This is a genomic window from Streptococcus sp. S5, from assembly GCF_034134805.1.
In the GTDB taxonomy this organism is placed as follows: Bacteria; Bacillota; Bacilli; order Lactobacillales; family Streptococcaceae; genus Streptococcus; species Streptococcus lingualis.
In genome coordinates this window covers 1,983,181-2,003,133 of sequence record NZ_CP139419.1, presented here as the reverse complement: position 1 = coordinate 2,003,133, position 19,953 = coordinate 1,983,181, and the positions used below count along the sequence as shown (strand labels likewise).

The 19,953-nt window shown below is 43.3% G+C and carries 16 protein-coding genes; 12 read left to right on the top strand and 4 right to left on the bottom strand.

Going from position 1 to position 19,953, the window contains the following annotated elements; genetic code table 11:
- The first annotated feature begins 9 nt into the window (after window positions 1–9).
- From SM123_RS09660 to SM123_RS09650, 3 genes are read left to right on the top strand one after another with little or no spacing between them, the layout of a single operon-like run.
- Window positions 10–2,448 (top strand): glycyl radical protein, encoded by a 2,439-nt coding sequence (locus SM123_RS09660; protein WP_023027619.1) that lies wholly within the window; start codon window positions 10–12, stop codon window positions 2,446–2,448.
- 15 nt (window positions 2,449–2,463) lie between these two features.
- Window positions 2,464–3,132, top strand: coding sequence for a fructose-6-phosphate aldolase (locus tag SM123_RS09655; RefSeq protein WP_049486453.1), 669 nt, complete (start codon window positions 2,464–2,466; stop codon window positions 3,130–3,132).
- Window positions 3,133–3,146: 14 nt separating this feature from the next.
- Window positions 3,147–4,238 carry a glycerol dehydrogenase gene (locus SM123_RS09650; RefSeq protein WP_320909514.1) on the top strand — a complete coding sequence of 364 codons (1,092 nt, stop codon included), beginning with the start codon at window positions 3,147–3,149 and terminating at the stop codon, window positions 4,236–4,238.
- Window positions 4,239–4,296: 58 nt separating this feature from the next.
- Here SM123_RS09650 and SM123_RS09645 read toward each other — a convergent pair whose 3' ends face one another.
- On the bottom strand, window positions 4,297–5,619 hold the full coding sequence (locus SM123_RS09645) for a DUF1958 domain-containing protein (protein WP_320909513.1): 1,323 nt from the start codon (window positions 5,617–5,619) through the stop codon (window positions 4,297–4,299).
- 165 nt (window positions 5,620–5,784) lie between these two features.
- Between SM123_RS09645 and SM123_RS09640 the strand changes: the two genes are divergently transcribed.
- From SM123_RS09640 to SM123_RS09630, 3 genes are all read left to right on the top strand, one after another.
- The gene (locus tag SM123_RS09640) at window positions 5,785–7,761 is read left to right on the top strand and encodes a peptide ABC transporter substrate-binding protein (RefSeq protein ID WP_320909512.1); all 1,977 of its coding nucleotides are present in this window, start codon (window positions 5,785–5,787) and stop codon (window positions 7,759–7,761) included.
- Between the two features lie 123 nt (window positions 7,762–7,884).
- Window positions 7,885–10,386 carry a leucine--tRNA ligase gene (gene leuS / locus SM123_RS09635; RefSeq protein WP_320909511.1) on the top strand — a complete coding sequence of 834 codons (2,502 nt, stop codon included), beginning with the start codon at window positions 7,885–7,887 and terminating at the stop codon, window positions 10,384–10,386.
- A 174-nt stretch (window positions 10,387–10,560) separates the two neighbouring features.
- The gene (locus tag SM123_RS09630) at window positions 10,561–10,974 is read left to right on the top strand and encodes a YjdF family protein (RefSeq protein WP_320909510.1); all 414 of its coding nucleotides are present in this window, start codon (window positions 10,561–10,563) and stop codon (window positions 10,972–10,974) included.
- 55 nt (window positions 10,975–11,029) lie between these two features.
- Here SM123_RS09630 and SM123_RS09625 read toward each other — a convergent pair whose 3' ends face one another.
- The 3 genes from SM123_RS09625 to cbiM are packed head-to-tail and all read right to left on the bottom strand — an operon-like array spanning window position 11,030 to window position 13,533.
- Complete coding sequence (locus SM123_RS09625; protein ID WP_049473104.1) at window positions 11,030–11,755, bottom strand: energy-coupling factor ABC transporter ATP-binding protein; 726 nt, start codon at window positions 11,753–11,755, stop codon at window positions 11,030–11,032.
- 13 nt (window positions 11,756–11,768) lie between these two features.
- Complete coding sequence (locus SM123_RS09620) at window positions 11,769–12,557, bottom strand: energy-coupling factor transporter transmembrane component T (RefSeq protein WP_214259377.1); 789 nt, start codon at window positions 12,555–12,557, stop codon at window positions 11,769–11,771.
- Window positions 12,550–13,533, bottom strand: coding sequence for a cobalt transporter CbiM (cbiM, locus tag SM123_RS09615; RefSeq protein ID WP_320909509.1), 984 nt, complete (start codon window positions 13,531–13,533; stop codon window positions 12,550–12,552). The genes SM123_RS09620 and cbiM overlap by 8 nt, the downstream gene beginning before the upstream one ends.
- Before the next feature lie 295 nt (window positions 13,534–13,828).
- On the opposite strand from cbiM, the gene SM123_RS09610 reads away from it, so the two are divergent.
- The 6 genes from SM123_RS09610 (at window position 13,829) to SM123_RS09585 (ending at window position 19,778) form a co-directional block, all read left to right on the top strand.
- Window positions 13,829–14,278, top strand: a complete 450-nt coding sequence (locus SM123_RS09610) for a MarR family winged helix-turn-helix transcriptional regulator (RefSeq protein ID WP_320909508.1) — start codon at window positions 13,829–13,831, stop codon at window positions 14,276–14,278.
- Between the two features lie 18 nt (window positions 14,279–14,296).
- Window positions 14,297–15,151 (top strand): SDR family oxidoreductase, encoded by an 855-nt coding sequence (locus SM123_RS09605; RefSeq protein WP_320909507.1) that lies wholly within the window; start codon window positions 14,297–14,299, stop codon window positions 15,149–15,151.
- A complete protein-coding gene (locus SM123_RS09600) occupies window positions 15,144–15,872 on the top strand; it encodes an ABC transporter ATP-binding protein (RefSeq protein ID WP_320909506.1) in 729 nt (242 codons plus the stop codon). Before SM123_RS09605 ends, SM123_RS09600 begins: the two co-directional genes overlap by 8 nt.
- Complete coding sequence (locus SM123_RS09595; RefSeq protein WP_320909505.1) at window positions 15,865–17,385, top strand: ABC transporter permease/substrate-binding protein; 1,521 nt, start codon at window positions 15,865–15,867, stop codon at window positions 17,383–17,385. Before SM123_RS09600 ends, SM123_RS09595 begins: the two co-directional genes overlap by 8 nt.
- Window positions 17,386–17,562: 177 nt before the next feature.
- Window positions 17,563–18,258, top strand: a complete 696-nt coding sequence (locus SM123_RS09590; protein WP_320909504.1) for a gamma-glutamyl-gamma-aminobutyrate hydrolase family protein — start codon at window positions 17,563–17,565, stop codon at window positions 18,256–18,258.
- A gap of 134 nt (window positions 18,259–18,392) precedes the next feature.
- A complete protein-coding gene (locus tag SM123_RS09585; RefSeq protein WP_320909503.1) occupies window positions 18,393–19,778 on the top strand; it encodes a glycoside hydrolase family 1 protein in 1,386 nt (461 codons plus the stop codon).
- Window positions 19,779–19,953 lie beyond the last annotated feature (175 nt).

The window sequence follows — 19,953 nt, the reverse complement described above, 5'->3', positions numbered from 1 at the left end:
TTTGAAAAAATGAAACAAGTAGAAGTAGCAAGTACAAGCATTAAAACAGAATATTTTGGAAGCCTCACTGAACGCATGAATAAGTATCGTGAAGATGTCTTAAACAAGAAGCCTTATATCGACGCTGAACGTGCCGTTCTTGCAACTAAGGCATATGATCGTTATAAGGAACAACCAAATGTTCTTAAACGTGCCTATATGTTGAAAGAGATTCTTGAAAATATGACAATCTATATTGAGGATGAATCCATGATTGCTGGAAACCAAGCATCCTCTAATAAAGATGCTCCGATCTTCCCAGAATATACTTTAGAGTTCGTTCTGAAGGAATTGGATCTTTTTGAAAAGCGGGATGGTGACGTCTTCTATATTACGGAAGAAACGAAAGAGCAGCTCCGTAGTATCGCACCGTTCTGGGAAAATAATAACTTACGTGCAAGAGCTGGAGCTCTTCTACCTGAAGAAGTATCTGTCTATATGGAAACAGGATTCTTCGGTATGGAAGGGAAGATGAATTCAGGAGATGCCCACTTAGCAGTCAATTATCAAAAATTATTGCAATATGGCTTGAAAGGTTTTGAAGAAAGAGCCCGCCAAGCTAAAGCAGCCCTAGATCTAACGGATCCAGCTAGCATTGATAAGTACCATTTTTACGATTCTATCTTTATCGTAGTTGATGCTGTTAAGACCTATGCTCAACGATTTGTTGAACTTGCTAAACAACTTGCTGAGACAGCAACTCCTGAACGTAAGAAGGAATTGCTTGAAATTGCAGAGATTTGCTCAAAAGTTCCATACGAGCCTGCAAGTACATTTGCAGAGGCTGTTCAGTCTGTTTGGTTTATCCAATGTATTCTTCAGATTGAATCAAATGGACACTCACTTTCATATGGCCGTTTTGACCAATATATGTATCCATACGTTAAAGCTGATTTGGAAAGTGGACGGGAAACTGAAGAGAGTATTGTTGAACGCTTGACCAACCTTTGGATTAAGACTATTACAATTAACAAAGTACGTAGTCAAGCACATACCTTCTCATCTGCAGGTAGTCCGCTTTATCAAAATGTTACGATTGGTGGTCAAACGCGTGATAAGAAAGACGCTGTTAACCCATTGTCTTATTTAGTGTTGAAGTCTGTTGCTCAAACTCACCTTCCTCAACCAAACTTAACTGTTCGTTACCATGCTGGTTTGGATGCCCGCTTCATGAACGAATGTATTGAAGTTATGAAGCTCGGATTCGGTATGCCTGCTTTCAATAATGATGAGATCATTATTCCATCCTTTATTTCAAAAGGCGTGCTTGAAGAAGATGCTTATGATTACAGTGCAATTGGTTGTGTAGAAACAGCTGTTCCAGGTAAGTGGGGATATCGCTGTACAGGTATGAGTTATATGAACTTCCCTAAAGTTTTGCTCATTACGATGAATGACGGAATCGATCCTGCTTCTGGCAAGCGCTTTGCACCAAGCTTTGGTCATTTTAAAGACATGAAGAGCTTCGATGAATTGCAAACAGCATGGGACAAGACCTTACGCCACTTAACCCGCATGAGTGTGATCGTAGAAAACTCTATCGACCTATCTCTTGAAAGAGAAGTGCCAGATATCCTCTGTTCAGCTTTGACAGATGACTGTATTGGACGTGGAAAACACCTAAAAGAAGGTGGGGCTGTATACGATTATATTTCTGGTTTACAAGTGGGTATTGCAAACTTATCCGATTCGCTTGCAGCGATCAAGAAACTGGTATTTGAAGAAGGGCGCTTAACACCACAAGAACTATGGCATGCTCTGGAAACCGATTACGAGGGCGAACGTGGAAAAGAAATCCAAGAGATGCTTATCCATGATGCACCGAAGTATGGAAACGATGATGACTATGCAGACAGCTTAGTTCGAGAAGCATACGATATTTATGTGGATGAAATTGCTAAATATCCAAATACTCGCTATGGACGTGGGCCAATCGGTGGTATCCGTTACTCAGGTACATCTTCTATTTCAGCCAATGTAGGACAAGGTCGTGGAACATTAGCTACTCCGGACGGTCGTAATGCTGGAACTCCACTAGCAGAAGGATGCTCTCCATCCCACAATATGGACCAACATGGCCCAACATCTGTTCTAAAATCAGTTTCTAAATTGCCAACAGATGAAATAGTTGGTGGTGTTTTACTGAACCAAAAAGTAAACCCACAAACTTTAGCCAAAGAAGAAGATAAATTAAAACTTATTGCTTTACTCCGTACGTTCTTTAATCGTCTACATGGATACCATATTCAATATAATGTGGTTTCTAGAGAAACGTTATTAGATGCTCAAAAACATCCGGAAAAACACCGTGACTTAATTGTACGTGTTGCAGGCTACTCAGCTTTCTTCAATGTACTATCAAGAGCTACACAAGATGATATTATTGGACGGACAGAGCATACTCTATAGTAAAGAGGTATGTATATGGAATTTATGCTTGATACTTTAAATATAAATGAAATAAAAAAATGGGCTCGAGTGTTACCTCTTGCTGGGGTAACCTCTAACCCAACAATTGCCAAAAAAGAAGGAGAAATCGATTTCTTTAAACGGATTCATGAGGTTCGGGAGATCATTGGTGAAGCTCCTTCTATCCATGTGCAAGTTGTTGCGAAAGATTATGACGGTATTTTAAAAGATGCTGCGAAAATTCGACAAGAATGTGGCGGAAATGTTTTTATTAAAGTTCCGGTTACTCCTGAGGGGTTGGCAGCTATCAAAACATTAAAATCAGAAGGTTATAAAATTACTGCAACCGCAATTTATACTGTATTTCAAGGTCTTTTGGCTATTGAAGCAGGCGCAGATTACCTTGCTCCCTATTATAATCGAATGGAGAACTTGAATATTGATTCAGCACAGGTAATAGCACAATTGGCAGATTCAATCGAAAAAAATCAATCATCAAGCAAAATTCTAGCAGCATCCTTTAAGAATGTCGGTCAAGTCAATCGAGCATTCAAAGAAGGGGCACAAGCCATCACTGCTGGGGCTGATGTCTTTGAAGCGGCTTTTGGAATGCCGTCAATTGAAAAAGCGGTGAATGATTTTGCAAATGATTGGTCAGCTATTCATCATCAGAATATAATTTGATAAAGGAGGAGTATATGAGAAATTTTGCAAGTCCGTCACGTTACATTCAAGGGGAAAATGCCTTATTTGAAAATGCAAAACCTATTTTAGAACTGGGGAGTCATCCTGTATTACTATGCGACTCAGTAGTCTATGAAATCGTAGGAGAACGATTTGAAAAATATCTCCTTCGGTATGGATTTACAGTCTTGCCAGTCTTCTTTAATGGAGAAGCTTCTGATAACGAAATCAATCGTGTGGTTAGTTTGGCAGAAGAAAATGGCTGTGATTTGGTCATTGGACTTGGTGGAGGAAAGACCATCGATAGTGCGAAAGCTATTGCCGATCTTTTAAAATCACCAGTTGTGATTGCTCCTACCATTGCCTCTACAGATGCTCCCGTTTCCGCTTTGTCAGTTATCTACACGGATGAAGGTGCCTTTGCTCGCTATATTTTCTATTCTAAAAACCCAGAATTGGTCTTGGTGGATAGCAAAGTCATCTCTCAAGCACCAAAACGTTTGCTCGCTTCTGGAATCGCAGATGGATTAGCGACTTGGGTCGAAGCGCGTGCGGTAATGCAAGCCAATGGAAAAACCATGTTGGGTCAACGACAAACCTTAGCGGGTGTCGCCATTGCACAACGTTGTGAAGAAACCTTATTTGCAGACGGTCTTCAAGCCATGGCTGCTTGTGAAGCCAAAGTCGTAACCCCTGCTCTTGAAAACATTATTGAAGCTAATACCCTTCTCAGTGGGATTGGATTTGAAAGTGGGGGATTAGCAGCTGCCCATGCCATCCATAATGGCTTTACTGCCCTTACTGGGGACATCCACCATTTGACTCATGGTGAAAAAGTAGCCTATGGAACCTTGGTTCAATTGTTCTTGGAAAACCGTCCGAAGGAAGAATTGAACAAATACATTCGTTTCTATCAACAAATCGGTATGCCAACGACTCTGAAAGAAATGCATCTTGAAACTGCAAGTTATGAAGATCTTCTCAAAGTTGGTCAACAAGCCACCATCGAAGGAGAAACCATCCATCAAATGCCATTTGAAGTGAAGGCTTCTGATATTGCCCAAGCCATCGTAGCAGTAGATGCCTATGTTCAAAGTTTGGCCTAAGATGACTTTGTCGACAAACCAAGAACTCCCATACCTTATGGTAATGGGAGTTCTTTTTCTATTTTCTTCTTTTTGGATCGGTTTGTTTAAAGATCAGGTATAAAATTCCAGCGGGTAGGAAGCAGAAGATCCACATGATATCGAATCCCTTGCTTTTACTGCTAGAGGTCGTTGCTTTAGACTCACTGACGGCCACTCCCGGTTTAATGCTTGGAGATACCTGTTGCAAGCCGTTCTGGACGACTAGGCGGTTATTTTCTAGTTTTAGCGCTGGCTTCGTCCCCTTCTTAACGGTCGCATAGAAGTCTTGCTTCAAGTGAATGGTCTTCCCGTCGATGGTATGATCGCCTGCAGAGAGGATTTTTTTATACTGGTAGTCTGCGAACATTTTCTCAGCCAAGGTATTCCCGATTTGATTGCGGTAGCTTTCGGCGATCTCGACATCGTAGTTCCCAACCCCCAAAATCACTTCGATAATCCGCTGTTTACCCCGCTTGGTTGTCGCGGTGTAGTTGTAGTCAGCAGTCGGGCTGGATCCAGTTTTGAGTCCATCTGTTCCTTTAAGGGCGAATTTCCCACCTTCGAGGGAAGTGTTGTAATTATCGTAGCTTTGCTCGTAAGGGGTTCCTTCCATGATCGTAGTATGAGCTTGCTTGGTGTATTCCAACATTTCTGGCAGGTCGTTTACGATGTGATAAGCCAGAATAGACATGTCCCGCGCTGTGATTTCGTTATTGGCATTGACGTCGTAGCGCTGAGGATTGTAGTAGCCCTGAAGGACCGAGATCATCGCCCCATTTGGATTGTGCCATTTGGTATGGCTCATCCCCATTTCTTGTGAGTACTGATTCATTAAGTCCAAAAACTTATCGGGATCATTGTCAGTAACGGCGTTGGCCAGCATAATCACGGCCGCACTGGAAGATGGAACAAAGAGCATCTTGATCAATTCAGATACTTTGTAGTCAACACCAGCTACAATAGGTGAGTTACTTAACAGATTGTTTTCCGAGATGGCTTGGTCTGCCTCTGTTGCTGTAACCACGGTATCATATTTGATCTTGCCTTCTTTGAGGGCCCGAAAGACTACATAGGCACTCATGAGTTTGGCCATGCTTCCTGAGTCCCGGACCGTGTCGATATTGTCTCCGTACAATATAGCTCCAGTATTGGCGTCGATGACGATGTCAGCCTTAGGCTTGTAAAAATCATCCAATACCAGTCCAGCATCAGCTGCGATTTTCATGACATCTTCTTGCTGGTAGATGTCGTCCGCAAAGGCAGTGGAAATAGGGCCTAATGTCAAGACTCCTACAAGGAGGGACAAGAGGCTGTGTTTTAGTCGTTTGTGTAAATGTCTCACATAATTCATAGATTCCATTATATCATACAGGCCAGGGATTCAACTTGAAAAAATTTTAGAAAAAGTAGAAATTGAAAAAATAAAGGAAAAATAGAATAATTTCGCAGTAAAAGCGTTTACATTTCCCTAGAAAGTGCTATAATTTAAATTGAGTATAACATTTTTTACAATGAGGTGATTTATATGAACAAAGGGAAGGTACTCTTAGCTACCAGCGCTCTGCTTTTATCAGCTGGTGTACTGGCAGCCTGCTCAGGAGGGAAATCTAGTAGCTCTGGTGGTCAGACATTTAGCTATGTCTATACCCAGGATCCGGATACCTTAGACTACTCGATTTCCAATAAAAAATCGACTTCTGAGTTTACAGGAAATGCGATAGATGGCTTGTTGGAAGTGGACAAGTACGGGAACTTGATCCCATCGCTTGCTAAAGACTGGACGGTTTCCAAGGATGGCTTGACCTATACTTATAAACTCCGTAAAGGGGTCAAATGGATGACTTCTGAAGGGGAAGAATATGGAGAAGTCAAGGCCCAAGACTTTGTCACAGGTCTCAAGCACGCAGCAGACAAGAAATCACAAGCAATTTACTTGGTCCAAAAATCTGTCAAAGGCTTGGATGATTATGTTTCAGGGAAGACAACTGATTTTTCAACAGTTGGTGTAAAAGCTATTGACGATTACACCGTTCAATATACCCTGAGCCAACCAGAAAGTTTCTGGAATTCTAAGACTACGATGGGGATCTTGATGCCGGTTAATGGAGAATTCCTGAAATCTAAGGGAGATAACTATGGTCAAGGGACCTCTCCGTCTAGTATCCTATACTGCGGTCCTTATTTGATCAAATCCATCACTTCTAAATCTTCTGCGATATTGGAAAAGAACCCAACATACTGGGATGCGGATAATGTTAAGATCAGTAAAGTGAAGCTGACCTATTATGATGGACAAGACTCCGAGTCTCTGATCCGTGGATTTGATAACGGCGACTATACAGTTGCTCGTGTCTTCCCAAATGGCTCTAACTATAAGAGTGTAGAGAAGAAGCACAAAGACGATATCGTCTTTACTGACCAAGGTTCCTCAACCTATAACCTTTCCTTCAACATTGACCGTCAGGCTTATGAAATCACAAAGAAGACCACGGATGCTCAAAAGACTTCAACTAAGAAAGCAATCTTAAATAAGGACTTCCGTCAAGCCATTATGTTTGCCTTTAACCGCAAGGCTTATGTAGCGCAAACTAACGGGGAAGCGGGTGCCAATAAGGTGATCCGTAATACCTTTACGCCACCAAACTTTGTCCAAATCGATGGCAAACAATTTGGTGATGCAGTAGAAAAAGACTTGGAAGCTTATGGGGATGAATGGAAAGGGGTCTCTGTCGCAGATGGAAAAGACACCCTCTACAATCCAAACAAGGCCAAAGAAGAGTTTGCCAAAGCCAAGGCAGACTTGCAGTCTCAAGGAGTTGAATTCCCAATTCATTTGGACCTTCCAACTTCTTCTACTTATACGGAAGGAATTAAACAGGCCCAATCCTTTAAACAGTCGGTTGAATCTACACTGGGAGCAGAAAATATTGTAATTGATTTGAATATAATTTCTGAGGATGATCTGCAACGGGTTACCTACTTTGCTGAAAGTGCTTCGCAACAAGACTGGGATTTGAACAATAACTTGGGTTGGAGTCCAGACTATACGGACCCATCTTCTTACATCGACATCACTAGTGGTAAATCCGGCGAAAACGCCAATTCTTACTTTGGATTCGATGCTGGTACGGATAATGCAGCCGCAAAAGCAGCTGGTTTTGATAAATACGATCAATTGATCGAAGATGCGCACAATGAAACCAAAGATGTGAACAAGCGTTACGAAAAATATGCTGCCGCTCAAGCTTGGTTGACCGATAGTGCCCTCTTGATTCCGATCCATTCAGATGGAGCTTCTCCAGTCGTTCGTAAGACTGTACCATACTCTGCAGCCTTTGCTTGGACAGGCCACAAGGGTCAATCCTTCAACTATAAATATTTAGAAGTTCAAGACAAGGTCGTATCGGCTAAAGACTACGACAAAGCGCGTGATCAATGGAAGAAAGAAAAAGAAAAATCCAATAAAAAAGCGCAAGAAGAACTTGAAAAGCATGTGAAATAGACTTTTCTTGAAGAAAACAGGAGAGACAGGTCCCGTATGGGACCTGTCTTTTTCTTTGTCTGAACCTTTAAAAATCGCCTAAAAATGGTATAATAGGAGCATCACGAAAATTGGAGAGACGCTATGAGTTTTTACAATCATAAAGAAATCGAGCCTAAGTGGCAAAAATACTGGGCTGACCATCACACCTTTAAGACAGGAACAGATGCTTCAAAACCTAAGTTTTATGCATTGGACATGTTCCCTTACCCATCTGGAGCAGGTCTTCACGTAGGACACCCAGAAGGCTACACAGCGACTGATATCCTTAGCCGTTTCAAACGTGCGCAAGGCTACAATGTCCTTCACCCAATGGGATGGGATGCTTTTGGTTTGCCTGCTGAGCAATACGCTATGGATACAGGGAATGACCCAGCGGAATTTACAGCAGAAAACATTGCTAACTTCAAACGCCAAATCAATGCGCTTGGCTTCTCTTACGACTGGGATCGTGAAGTCAATACGACAGATCCGAACTACTACAAGTGGACGCAATGGATCTTTACTAAGCTTTACGAAAAAGGCTTGGCCTATGAAGCTGAAGTGCCAGTAAACTGGGTTGAAGAATTGGGAACAGCTATCGCTAACGAAGAAGTTCTTCCAGATGGAACCTCTGAGCGTGGTGGCTATCCAGTTGTCCGCAAACCAATGCGCCAATGGATGCTTAAAATCACTGCCTATGCGGAACGTTTGCTCAACGACTTGGATGACCTTGACTGGCCAGAGTCTATCAAGGACATGCAACGCAACTGGATTGGGAAATCAACTGGTGCTAACGTTACTTTCAAAGTAAAAGGGACTGACAAGGAATTCACCGTCTTTACAACTCGTCCGGATACCCTTTTCGGTGCGACCTTCACTGTTTTGGCTCCTGAACATGAACTAGTAGATGCCATCACAACACCTGAACAAGCTGAGGCTGTAGCGGACTACAAACACCAAGCTAGCCTTAAATCAGACTTGGCTCGTACAGACCTTGCCAAGGAAAAAACAGGGGTTTGGACTGGTGCTTATGCTATCAACCCTGTCAATGGTAAAGAAATTCCAATCTGGATTGCCGACTATGTTCTTGCTAGCTACGGAACAGGTGCTGTTATGGCTGTACCTGCCCACGATGAGCGTGACTGGGAATTTGCTAAACAGTTTGGTCTTCCAATCGTAGAAGTCTTGGAAGGTGGCAATGTTGAAGAGGCTGCTTACACAGAAGATGGCCTTCACGTCAACTCTGATTTCTTGAACGGTCTCAACAAAGAAGAAGCGATTGCTAAAATCGTGTCTTGGTTGGAAGAAAAAGGCTTTGGTCAAGAAAAGGTGACCTACCGTCTCCGCGACTGGCTCTTTAGCCGTCAACGTTACTGGGGTGAACCAATCCCAATCATTCATTGGGAAGATGGAACTTCGACAGCTGTTCCAGAAAGTGAACTTCCACTTGTCTTGCCAGTGACCAAGGACATCCGCCCTTCAGGTACTGGGGAAAGCCCATTGGTCAACTTGACAGACTGGCTGGAAGTGACTCGTGAAGATGGTGTCAAGGGTCGTCGTGAAACCAACACCATGCCACAATGGGCCGGTTCAAGCTGGTACTACCTCCGCTATATCGACCCACACAACACAGAGAAATTAGCTGATGAGGACCTCCTCAAGCAATGGTTGCCAGTCGATATCTACGTGGGTGGTGCAGAACACGCTGTGCTTCACTTGCTCTACGCTCGTTTCTGGCATAAATTCCTCTATGACCTTGGTGTTGTACCGACTAAAGAGCCATTCCAAAAACTCTTTAACCAAGGAATGATCTTAGGAACTAGCTACCGTGACCACCGTGGTGCTCTTGTGGCAACTGACAAGGTTGAAAAACGTGACGGTTCTTTCTTCCATGTGGAAACAGGGGAAGAGTTGGAGCAAGCACCAGCTAAGATGTCGAAATCTCTCAAGAACGTGGTCAACCCAGACGATGTGGTGGAACAATACGGTGCGGATACCCTTCGTGTCTATGAAATGTTCATGGGACCACTCGATGCTTCTATCGCTTGGTCTGAAGAAGGTCTGGAAGGAAGCCGTAAATTCCTTGACCGTGTATACCGTTTGATCACAAGTAAAGAAATCGTTGCGGAAAACAATGGCGCTCTAGACAAGGTTTATAACGAAACCGTTAAAGCTGTCACAGAGCAAATCGAGTCGATGAAATTCAACACAGCCATTGCTCAACTCATGGTTTTTGTCAATGCGGCTAACAAGGAAAACAAACTCTATGTGGATTACGCCAAAGGCTTTATCCAATTGATTGCTCCATTTGCGCCTCACTTGGCAGAAGAACTCTGGCAAACAGTCGCAGCAACCGGTGAGTCTATCTCTTATGTAGCTTGGCCAACATGGGACGAAAGCAAATTGGTTGAAGACGAAATCGAAATCGTCGTTCAAATCAAAGGAAAAGTCCGTGCTAAACTCATGGTCGCTAAAGACCTCTCACGCGAAGAATTGCAAGAAATCGCTCTGGCTGATGAAAAAGTCAAGGCAGAAATCGATGGCAAGGACATCGTGAAAGTGATTAGTGTACCGAACAAGCTTGTAAATATTGTTGTGAAATAAAAATAAATCCTTCGGAGCTTAGCTCTGGAGGACTTTTTGTATTGCTATATGCTATAATAGTCCCAACTAAGATAAAAACACAGTTCTGGTTGGTAGTCCAGACGTAGGCAAGCCTATCAGTAACCTTCCTCCTTGGTTGTCCATTCTTAGGGATAGATTTAAGGAGGTGCTGTCGTGGAAACAATTTCAATTGGATTGACAGTTTATTTTGAAGATGGATTTTGGCATGGTTTGTTCGAACAAGTGTATCGAGAAACTTATCAAGTTTGTCGTGTGACATTTGGTCAGGAGCCAAAAGATGATGTAATTCTAGAGATGTTACAGACTCAGTTTACTCAATTATCTTTTAGTCCAGAAGCTACAGTTAAGCAACATGTAAAAATCAAGAATCCTAAACGATTACAGCGAATGGTGAGGAAACAAGTAAAGCAAAAAGTTTCTTCCAAGTCGAAAGAACTATTGCAGTCGCAGTATGAGGAAAGGAAAAAGATTTCAAAACATCAATCTAGTGTCCAAAAGCAATTGCTCAAACAAGAGAAATTCGAACGCAAACAGCAAAAACGAAGAGACAAGCATAAAGGACATTAACCCTTATCTCTTTCATCAAAAAAGCTTCGGTAGGAAGAACCCTACCGAGGCTTTTTTAACATGTCGAAAACGATTGTTGAATATCAGGATGATGTTCCCAATCAGCTCGATCGTAGCTGCCTGTAATGGTGTGTTCCTCTGAAAAGAGCAGAACCCGTTCCACAATCGGAGCGATTTGGTCGAAATGGTGGGAGGAAATCACAATTGTTTTTCCTGCTGTTTTGAGATCTTGGAGTAAGTCGACGATCAGTTTTTGGTATTTGGGGGAGAGGCCGTTAAAGGGCTCATCAAATAGCAAGAGACTAGGATTCATAGTGAGGACACTGGCAATAGCGACTAGCTTCTTTTCCCCTCCGGAGAGATGGTAGGGAATGCGATCTCTCAGGTGTTCAATCTCTAAAAGAGCGAGTGTATCATTGACGCGTTGGTCGATTTCAACGGCAGCTAAGCCGAGTTGACGTGGGCCAAAAGCAAGTTCATCATAGACGCTTGTGTTGAAGAGTTGCGTATCGCTATTTTGAAAAATAAGCCCGACTTGTTGAAATAACTGACCAGCACGATGGGGATCTTTTAAGAAAGTGTCATCTATCGTCCAATCCTTAAAGTGGTAGTGACCAGAAGACAGGGGTAAAAGTCCAACTAGAATTTTAAAAAGTGTGGATTTTCCTGCTCCATTCGGTCCCATCAAAGCGATCGTTTCTCCTTGCTTGATCTGTAGTTGGATATCGTGGATTCCAATCTCATCGGTGTAGTGGTAATTTCCATCTTGAATGGTAATCATTAGGTTATCCTTTCTAACGGAGTAGAGTGGTGACGGCAATAAGGAAGACTAATTCCAGTAGTAAAAGGCCATCTTCTTTTTTCCAACAGAAGGGCTCTTTTTGTTTCCTGTCCATGCCATATCCTCTCAGCAACATGGCCTCGTAGACCTCTTTGGTATGGTTCTTCGTTGATAGATACAAGAGACCCAGCAGAGAGCCAAAAAGATGGAGGCTCACTTTTTGACCCACGGTCCTAAGTTGCACACACTCAATTTGTTGGTGAAGGTGTTTCCCTAAAATATAACTATATTTTAGGGTAATATCAATGGTCTGGACAAAGGTCTTTGGGACATGCAACTGCCTTAGGGCCTCCACCAGTTGGATGCTTGTGGTAGTGGCTAAAAAGAGAGAAATATTGAGGACAATGATCCCTGCACGTAACAAAAAGAGTCCACCATTTTGAAATCCTTGAAATAAGATACTCGGTAAAATCACAATGGTAGAGAAGAGAAGGACCTTGACGAGGACTTTAAACAGGTGAAGAAGGGTTTCTCCCGGCAGCATGGCAATGTGAAGTAGTAAGAGGATACCGAGGATCCAGAGCTGGATCGTATGGTGGGCTGTTGTAATAAGAATGGCTAGGGTTAAAAAGTAAACAAGCCGCATCCAAGAGGAAGTTTTGGCCTTGAATGCGGGTGTCGTTTGTTTCATTTTGCCAAGAAAATGGCGCAATGTGTGAAGGTTCATTTGTAAATAGTGATGGCTTTTTGAAGCTTCTAGAGTCGCTTGCTCTTGAAGGAGCCAGTCAGGAAGTTTACGCATGAGAAGTTTTTGCTCCGTTTATTGATCGAATCATTTTGCTAATGATATAGAAAATGAGAACAGCTGTAATGGCTGATAGAATATAGCCAATCGCAATTTTAGTTCCAGGAATGGTGTAATCACTGAACAAGGCTTCAAAAGAAAAACCATTTTTGATACCAGCTGGAACTTTCCCTTTGAGCAAGGATCCTAATTCTTCAGAAGACCATTCTCCGAAAGCTGTACCATCTGCCAGGAGACCGAGAGGGCTCAAAACGATCAGCCCCAAGAGGACCCAGCGGATTTTTTTGACAAATGAAGTCGTATTTTTGCTACTTGGTGTATACAATTCAGCTGGGGCTACTTGTTTGACAAAGCGGTAAATCACATAGGTGAAGAAGGCTTCGACCCAGCCAGCTACCACAAGATGGGCAGCCATCATGGCAGGAATCGTGACTTCTAATCCATAAGGATTGTAGAGAGGTTGTCCAGCTTCGGATGCAATCAAAGGTTGCAGTCCAAGTTCTATCCCTGTTAAGAGAGCTGCGGCGTTGATAGCGACATAGGACCCCACGATCACTCCAAGAGATTCATGATGGTGTTTGCGGAACCAACTGTAAATCCCATAGCCGATAAAAGGCATGGCAACGGCCATATTGAAGATATTGGCTCCAAGGGCTAAGATTCCTCCATCTCCAAATAAGAAGGCCTGGAGGATCAAGGCAACAGATAAGGCAAGGGAAGCTGCATAGGGACCAATCAGGATGGCCAGAAGAGCACCACCGACAGCGTGTGCTGTTGTCCCCCCTGGAACTGGAACATTAAACATCATTAACAAGAAGGATAAAGAGGCTGCGACGCCAAGCATAGGGGCCAACTCTTTATTTTCCTTTAATTGAACTTTGACTTTGGCAATGGATAGGCCAATCGCAGGGGCAGCCGCTACAGCTAAGAGGGCACAACTTGCAGGACTCAAATAATTATCTGGGATATGCATCACAAATACTCCGATCTTTCTATAGTACAGTTAACAGATTACCACATCGTAAAACCAAGTGTCGTTACAAAAGGAGTTTAACATTTGTTACTATTATTATAGCGAATTTTTGACCGTATTCCAAAGAAGTTTGTGTAAAAGGGGTAAAAAAGTCTGGTCATTTGGAGCTGTGCAAGAATCCTTTGAAGAGTATCTTAGAAAAAAATGTTATTTCTATATCGAAGCAGTTGACAGATGTAACGAACAGTGATACAATGGCTGTGATATTTCGATATAGAAATAAAAAGGAGACGAAATGGACAAGATGCAAGGGGGCTACCAAGCTTTACAAATACGCTTGTTAAATGGGCGTATCTTTCAAAAACTGCTGAGCAAGGAACCAGATGCCCTATACCGAAGTGAACAAGGGAAAATTTTAACGATTTTGTGGAAGCAAGAGTTGGAGTGCGCTACTGCGACCGATATCGCTCTTGCGACGGGTCTAGCCAACAATACATTGACCAGCATGGTTAAGAAATTGGAAGAACAAGGCTTGGTCACGATTCAACCTTGCACGCAGGATAAAAGGAAAAAATATATTTCTTTGACAGACCTCGGTTGGGCGCAAAAAGAAATCGGTGACCGCGTTAGTAAAGAGTTGGGTGAAATTTTCTACCAAGGCTTTTCGGATCAAGAGATCCGAGAATTTGAAGCCTATCAAGAGCGTATTATTGACAATTTAAAAGCTAAAGAAAATGACATCTAGGGAAAGGAAGAAACAGTTATGATTGGAATAACAGGTGTAACAGGGAAATTAGGTTCTTATGTGGCTAATCTTGTCGATAAGAAAGGAATGGTTTCCGTACACTTAGCACGAAGTCCAGAGCGTGCAAAAGTCTACGCGTCTGCGGAAATCCGTAAAATGGTGTATACCAATACTCCAGAGGTGGTTGAGGCCTTAAAGGGTATCGATACTTTGTTGATGGTCTCTGCTCGGGAAAATCCAGAGCGTGTCAAGGAGCACAAGGACTTTTTAGATGCTGCAAAACTAGCAGGGGTGCAACATATTGTTTATACCTCCTTTTATGGGGCAGATGAGAAGGCAACGTTCACTTTGTCTCGAGATCATGCCCAGACGGAAGCCTATATCAAGGAGTTAGGGTTTACCTATACATTTTTGAGAGATAATTTTTACTTGGACTTCTTGTTAGATATTGCTCTTGAAAATGGAGAAATTCGTGGTCCGGCTGGCAGTGGGCAGGTGTCAGCTGTTGCCCGTAAGGACACTTCTAGGGTCGCAGCAGAGATTCTCTTACATGCTAAGAAATGGAAAAATCAAACCTTGAATCTAACAGGACCTGAGGAACTTTCTATGGAGGAAATCGTAGCGCTTCTCTCAAAAGAGACCGGTAACGCCATCACGTATGTAGATGAATCGGTAGAAGAAGCTTATGAGTCACGGAAAAAATGGCCAGCACAAACATGGGAGTACGATGCCTGGGTCAGCACCTATACAGCGATTAAAGCTGGAGAACAAGCTGGGGTTTCTACAGATGTCGAAAAAGTCCTAGGGCATCCAGCAAGTAGCTTATTGGATATTCTTAGAGACAGAAAACTTATTGAGGAAGAACATGATTGAATACAAACATGTAGCCTTGCGCTACACGGAAAAGGACATTTTGAAAGATGTCAATCTCCGCATTGAAAATGGAGAATTCATGGTGCTAGTGGGTCCTTCAGGATCTGGTAAGACCACCATGATCAAGATGATTAACCGTCTTTTGGAGCCGACAGATGGCAATATCTATATGGATGGGAAACGTATCAAGGACTATGATGAACGGGAGTTACGTCTCAGTACCGGCTATGTCCTTCAAGCCATTGCCTTATTTCCTAACTTGACCGTTGCTGAAAATATAGCATTGATTCCTGAGATGAAGGGCTGGACTAAAGAACAAATCACTTCTAAGACAGAAGAACTCTTGGATAAGGTGGGGCTCCCTGCTGCAGAGTATGCAAAGCGCATGCCTAGTGAATTATCTGGTGGGGAGCAACAGCGGATTGGCATTGTGCGCGCTATCATTGGAGAACCAAAAATTCTATTGATGGACGAACCTTTTTCAGCCTTGGATGCCATCTCTCGCAAGCAGTTGCAGGCTCTTACAAAAGATTTACATAAAGAATTCGGCATGACGACCATCTTCGTAACTCATGATACGGATGAGGCCTTAAAATTAGGGGATCGCATTGCGGTGCTACAGGAAGGAGAAATTCGTCAGGTGGCAGACCCTGAAACAATTTTACAAGCGCCTGCGACAGACTTTGTCGCAGATTTGTTTGGAGGTGCTCACCATGTCTAAACTACTTACAACTTTTCAAGAACGTTTTGGGGACTGGCTTACAGCCCTTGGACAACACTTACAATTGTCTCTCTTGACCTTATTGGTCGCTATTTTTCTGACGATTCCGCTGGCAGTTTATCTAAATAGCCATAAAAAAGCAGCGAACTGGGTGTTACAAGTTGCGGGTATCTTCCAGACCATTCCCTCAATGGCTTTGTTGGGTCTCTTTATTCCTTTCATGGGGATTGGAACCTTACCAGCCCTTACAGCTCTAGTCATTTATGCTATTTTCCCGATTTTGGAAAATACAATCACAGCCTTGAACGGCATTGATCCTAGTCTTGAGGAGGCAGGGATTGCTTTTGGAATGACCAAGTGGGAGCGACTCAAGAAGTTTGAAATTCCACTGGCCATGCCTGTCATTGTATCGGGGGTTCGTACAGCAACCGTTATGATCATTGGGACAGCGACTTTAGCCGCTCTTGTTGGAGCTGGAGGATTGGGTTCCTTTATCCTTTTGGGGATTGACCGTCGGAATGCCAGTCTCATTTTAATCGGCGCCATATCTTCTGCCTTCTTAGCCATCGCCTTTAACCTTCTTCTCAAATGGATGGAAAAGGCCAAATTGCGGACCATCTTTGCGGCTTTTGCTGTGATGGTTATTGGATTAGGAGCTTCTTATACGCCAAGTCTTCTTCCCAAACCGAAAAAAGAAAACCTGGTCATTGCTGGGAAGTTGGGTCCTGAACCTGAAATTCTCGCCAATATGTACAAGATCTTGATCGAAGAAAACACGGATATGACAGTGACCGTCAAACCGAATTTTGGGAAGACCACCTTCCTCTATGAAGCCCTGAAAAAAGGGGATATCGCTATCTATCCAGAGTTTACCGGGACCGTGACCGAAAGTCTCCTCAAGCCGGCACCACAAGTCAGTCATGATCCAGAAGCGGTCTACAAAGCTGCCCGAGATGGGATCAAGCGACAAGACGACCTGGCCTTGCTCAAACCCATGGCTTATCAAAATACCTATGCTGTAGCAGTGCCTAAGAAGATTGCCCAAGAATATGGACTCAAGACCATTTCAGATTTGAAAAAGGTGGAAGGACAACTCAAGGCAGGCTTTACGCTTGAGTTTAACGACCGCGAAGACGGAAACAAGGGCTTGCAGAAGGTCTATGGTCTCCACTTACAAGTCTCCACCATGGAGCCAGCCCTTCGCTACCAGGCGATCCAGTCTGGGGATATTCAAATAACGGATGCCTACTCAACAGATGCTGAACTTGCTCGCTATGACCTGGTGGTCCTCGAAGATGACAAACAACTCTTCCCACCTTATCAAGGGGCGCCCCTCATGAAAGAAGCTCTTCTTAAGAAACATCCCGAATTGGAAGGTGTGCTTAATAAGCTAGCTGGTAAAATCACTGAAAGCCAGATGAGCCAGATGAACTACCAAGTCGGAGTAGAAGGCAAGCCTGCTGCTAAAGTAGCGCGTGACTTTTTGGTAAAAGAAGGGTTGATGAAAAATTAACAAACCATTCTCAAGTCTTTGCACTTGAGAATTTTTTAATAGAAAGCAATTTCATATCTTTTCAGCAAGCTTTTGGGTTAGAAGGGGAGACCTTCTCTTCAAAAAAACTCCATTGAGTCTGGCTTAAAATTGTGTTACAATAAGCCTTGAAAATGAATGAAAGTATATGGAAAAAGTATGAAAAAACGACCAGTAATTGGAATTACAGGAAATGAAAGACCCTTCCCGGATGATCCAGACGCGAATATGAGTTATGCGGCGACTGGTTTTGTCGAAGCGGTCAAAGAGGCAGGAGGGATTCCCTTGATCTTGCCAATTGGAGATGCAGCCTTGGCCAAAGACTACATATCGATGATTGATAAGCTCATCATTACCGGTGGGCAAAATGTCTTGCCCAAGTTTTATGGAGAAGAAATCACCATCGACAGTGAGGACTATCTCTTGAAACGCGATCTCTTTGAGTTGGCCTTGATTGAAGAAGCGCGTGCGGCTAAAAAAGCGATCTTTACCGTCTGCCGTGGGACCCAGCTCTATAATGTCGCTCTAGGGGGAACTCTGTATCAAGACATTGAACACCACTGGCAGGACAATCCAGGTCAGTACACCAGCCAAGAGTTGGTGACCAAGGATCAGACGATCCTGCAAGAGATCTATGGTAAGACCAGTCGCATCAATTCTTTTCATCATCAAAGTATTAAAGACTTGGCAGATGGTTTAGAAGTGATCGCGCGGGATCCTAAAGATGACGTCATAGAAGCCGTTCAATCCACAGATGAGAGTCGTTTCCTCGGCGTTCAGTGGCATCCGGAACTGCGTTTTGACAAGAGTCCAGCAGATCGCAAGCTCTTTGAATATGTCGTGACTCAATTGTAAAGAGGACCAGCTTCCTTAGGAATTTTTCCTAAGGGGCTTTTTCTTTAATCTGCGTAAGAAAGACTGTAAATTGTGCCTAGGTTTTGGGGGAGGATGCGCTACAATAGAGCTAGTAGAATGAGGAGGATTAGGACATGTATCAATTTCCAAAGGATTTTTTATGGGGGAGTTCGACCTCGGGCCCTCAAACAGAAGGGCGTCTAGCCCAGGATGGAAAGGGAGACAATCTCTGGGATTACTGGTATAGGATCGAGCCCAACCGCTTTTATCAAGGGCAAGGACCAGAGAAAACATCGACTTTTTATGAACACTGGGAAGAAGATCTGGACCTCTTGTTAGAAACCGGCCACACGGCCTTTCGAACCTCTATCCAGTGGTCACGTATTTTCCCAGAAGGACGAGGGGAAATCAATCAAGCAGGTGTTGATTTCTACCGCCGTGTCTTTGAAAAGATTAAAGAAAAAGGGATTCACCTTTTGGTCAACCTCTATCATTTTGATTTACCGATGGCTCTTCAAGAGCAAGGGGATGGTTGGGAAAATAAAGAAACCGCCTATGCTTACCAGGAATATGCGCGTTTTTGTTTCAAGACCTATGGGGATCTGGTTGATCAGTGGATCACCTTTAATGAACCCATTGTCCCTGTGGAGTTTGGTTATTTTTATGATGCCCATTTTCCTCATAAGGTAGACGCAGTAGCAGCTGTAAAAGTAGCCTACCACACCCAGTTAGCAAGCTCTCTAGCAGTCAAGGCCTGTCACGAGGTGGATCCTAATTACCGTATCGGGATTGTACTCAATTTGACACCAGCCTATCCTCGGAGCCAGCATCCAGAAGATGTGAAAGCTGCGCGTATTGCCGAGCTCTTTCAAGCCAAATCTTTCTTAGATCCATCTGTTCTTGGTTATTATCCTGAAGAATTAGTGGAGATCCTACGGGAGCGTGATCTCTTGCCGGATTATGATCCCTTTGAATTGCGCTTGATCGAGGAAAATACGGTGGATTACCTAGGGGTTAACTATTACCAACCACTCCGTGTAGCAGCTCCTCGTTATGCTCCAAATCCAGCATCTCCCCTACTCTTTGAGCAATTTTATGAACCTTACGTTATGCCAGGGCGCAAGATCAATCCCCACCGTGGTTGGGAAATCTATGAGCAAGGTTTGTATGACATTGCCCAAAATATCAAGGAAAACTATGGCAATATCGAGTGGATCCTGACAGAAAATGGAATGGGAGTTGAAGGAGAGGAAAAATTCCGCAAGGATGGCGTGATCCAAGACGACTACCGGATTGACTTTGTCAAAGACCATCTTCGTGAGCTCCACCGGGCTATTCAAGATGGTGCCAACTGTAAAGGCTATTTGATCTGGACCTTTATTGACTGCTGGTCATGGCTCAATGGCTACAAGAACCGCTATGGCTTGGTTGAGTTGGACCTCGAAAGTCAAAAACGAACCCTCAAAAAATCCGGCCATTGGTTTAAAGAACTAAGCCAAGCCAATGGATTTGAAGACTAAATCAAAATCCGCAGCCTGTGTTCTGTTCAATTTGAGCCTCCTCACATTGTCGTTTTAAAGATTGGAGTCAAACAGTTTCCCAAACGGTTTGACTCTCAATCATTCCGAATGTCTGAAACCATTCTGTTTCAGGCATTTTTCTTGCAGTAGAAATTTTCTCAAATGACTTTGCCTT

Excerpts from the sequence above, each read along its gene's own strand:
- SM123_RS09625 (WP_049473104.1), bottom strand. The coding sequence starts at position 11,755 with ATGATTACCATTCAAGATGGAAATTACCACTACACCGATGAGATTGGA.
- SM123_RS09595 (WP_320909505.1), top strand. The coding sequence starts at position 15,865 with ATGTCTAAACTACTTACAACTTTTCAAGAACGTTTTGGGGACTGGCTT.
- cbiM (WP_320909509.1), bottom strand. The coding sequence starts at position 13,533 with ATGCATATCCCAGATAATTATTTGAGTCCTGCAAGTTGTGCCCTCTTA.
- SM123_RS09655 (WP_049486453.1), top strand. The coding sequence starts at position 2,464 with ATGGAATTTATGCTTGATACTTTAAATATAAATGAAATAAAAAAATGG.
- SM123_RS09590 (WP_320909504.1), top strand. The coding sequence starts at position 17,563 with ATGAAAAAACGACCAGTAATTGGAATTACAGGAAATGAAAGACCCTTC.
- SM123_RS09620 (WP_214259377.1), bottom strand. The coding sequence starts at position 12,557 with ATGCGTAAACTTCCTGACTGGCTCCTTCAAGAGCAAGCGACTCTAGAA.
- SM123_RS09585 (WP_320909503.1), top strand. The coding sequence starts at position 18,393 with ATGTATCAATTTCCAAAGGATTTTTTATGGGGGAGTTCGACCTCGGGC.
- SM123_RS09650 (WP_320909514.1), top strand. The coding sequence starts at position 3,147 with ATGAGAAATTTTGCAAGTCCGTCACGTTACATTCAAGGGGAAAATGCC.
- SM123_RS09600 (WP_320909506.1), top strand. The coding sequence starts at position 15,144 with ATGATTGAATACAAACATGTAGCCTTGCGCTACACGGAAAAGGACATT.
- SM123_RS09645 (WP_320909513.1), bottom strand. The coding sequence starts at position 5,619 with ATGGAATCTATGAATTATGTGAGACATTTACACAAACGACTAAAACAC.
- leuS (WP_320909511.1), top strand. The coding sequence starts at position 7,885 with ATGAGTTTTTACAATCATAAAGAAATCGAGCCTAAGTGGCAAAAATAC.
- SM123_RS09660 (WP_023027619.1), top strand. The coding sequence starts at position 10 with ATGAAACAAGTAGAAGTAGCAAGTACAAGCATTAAAACAGAATATTTT.
- SM123_RS09610 (WP_320909508.1), top strand. The coding sequence starts at position 13,829 with ATGGACAAGATGCAAGGGGGCTACCAAGCTTTACAAATACGCTTGTTA.
- SM123_RS09605 (WP_320909507.1), top strand. The coding sequence starts at position 14,297 with ATGATTGGAATAACAGGTGTAACAGGGAAATTAGGTTCTTATGTGGCT.
- SM123_RS09640 (WP_320909512.1), top strand. The coding sequence starts at position 5,785 with ATGAACAAAGGGAAGGTACTCTTAGCTACCAGCGCTCTGCTTTTATCA.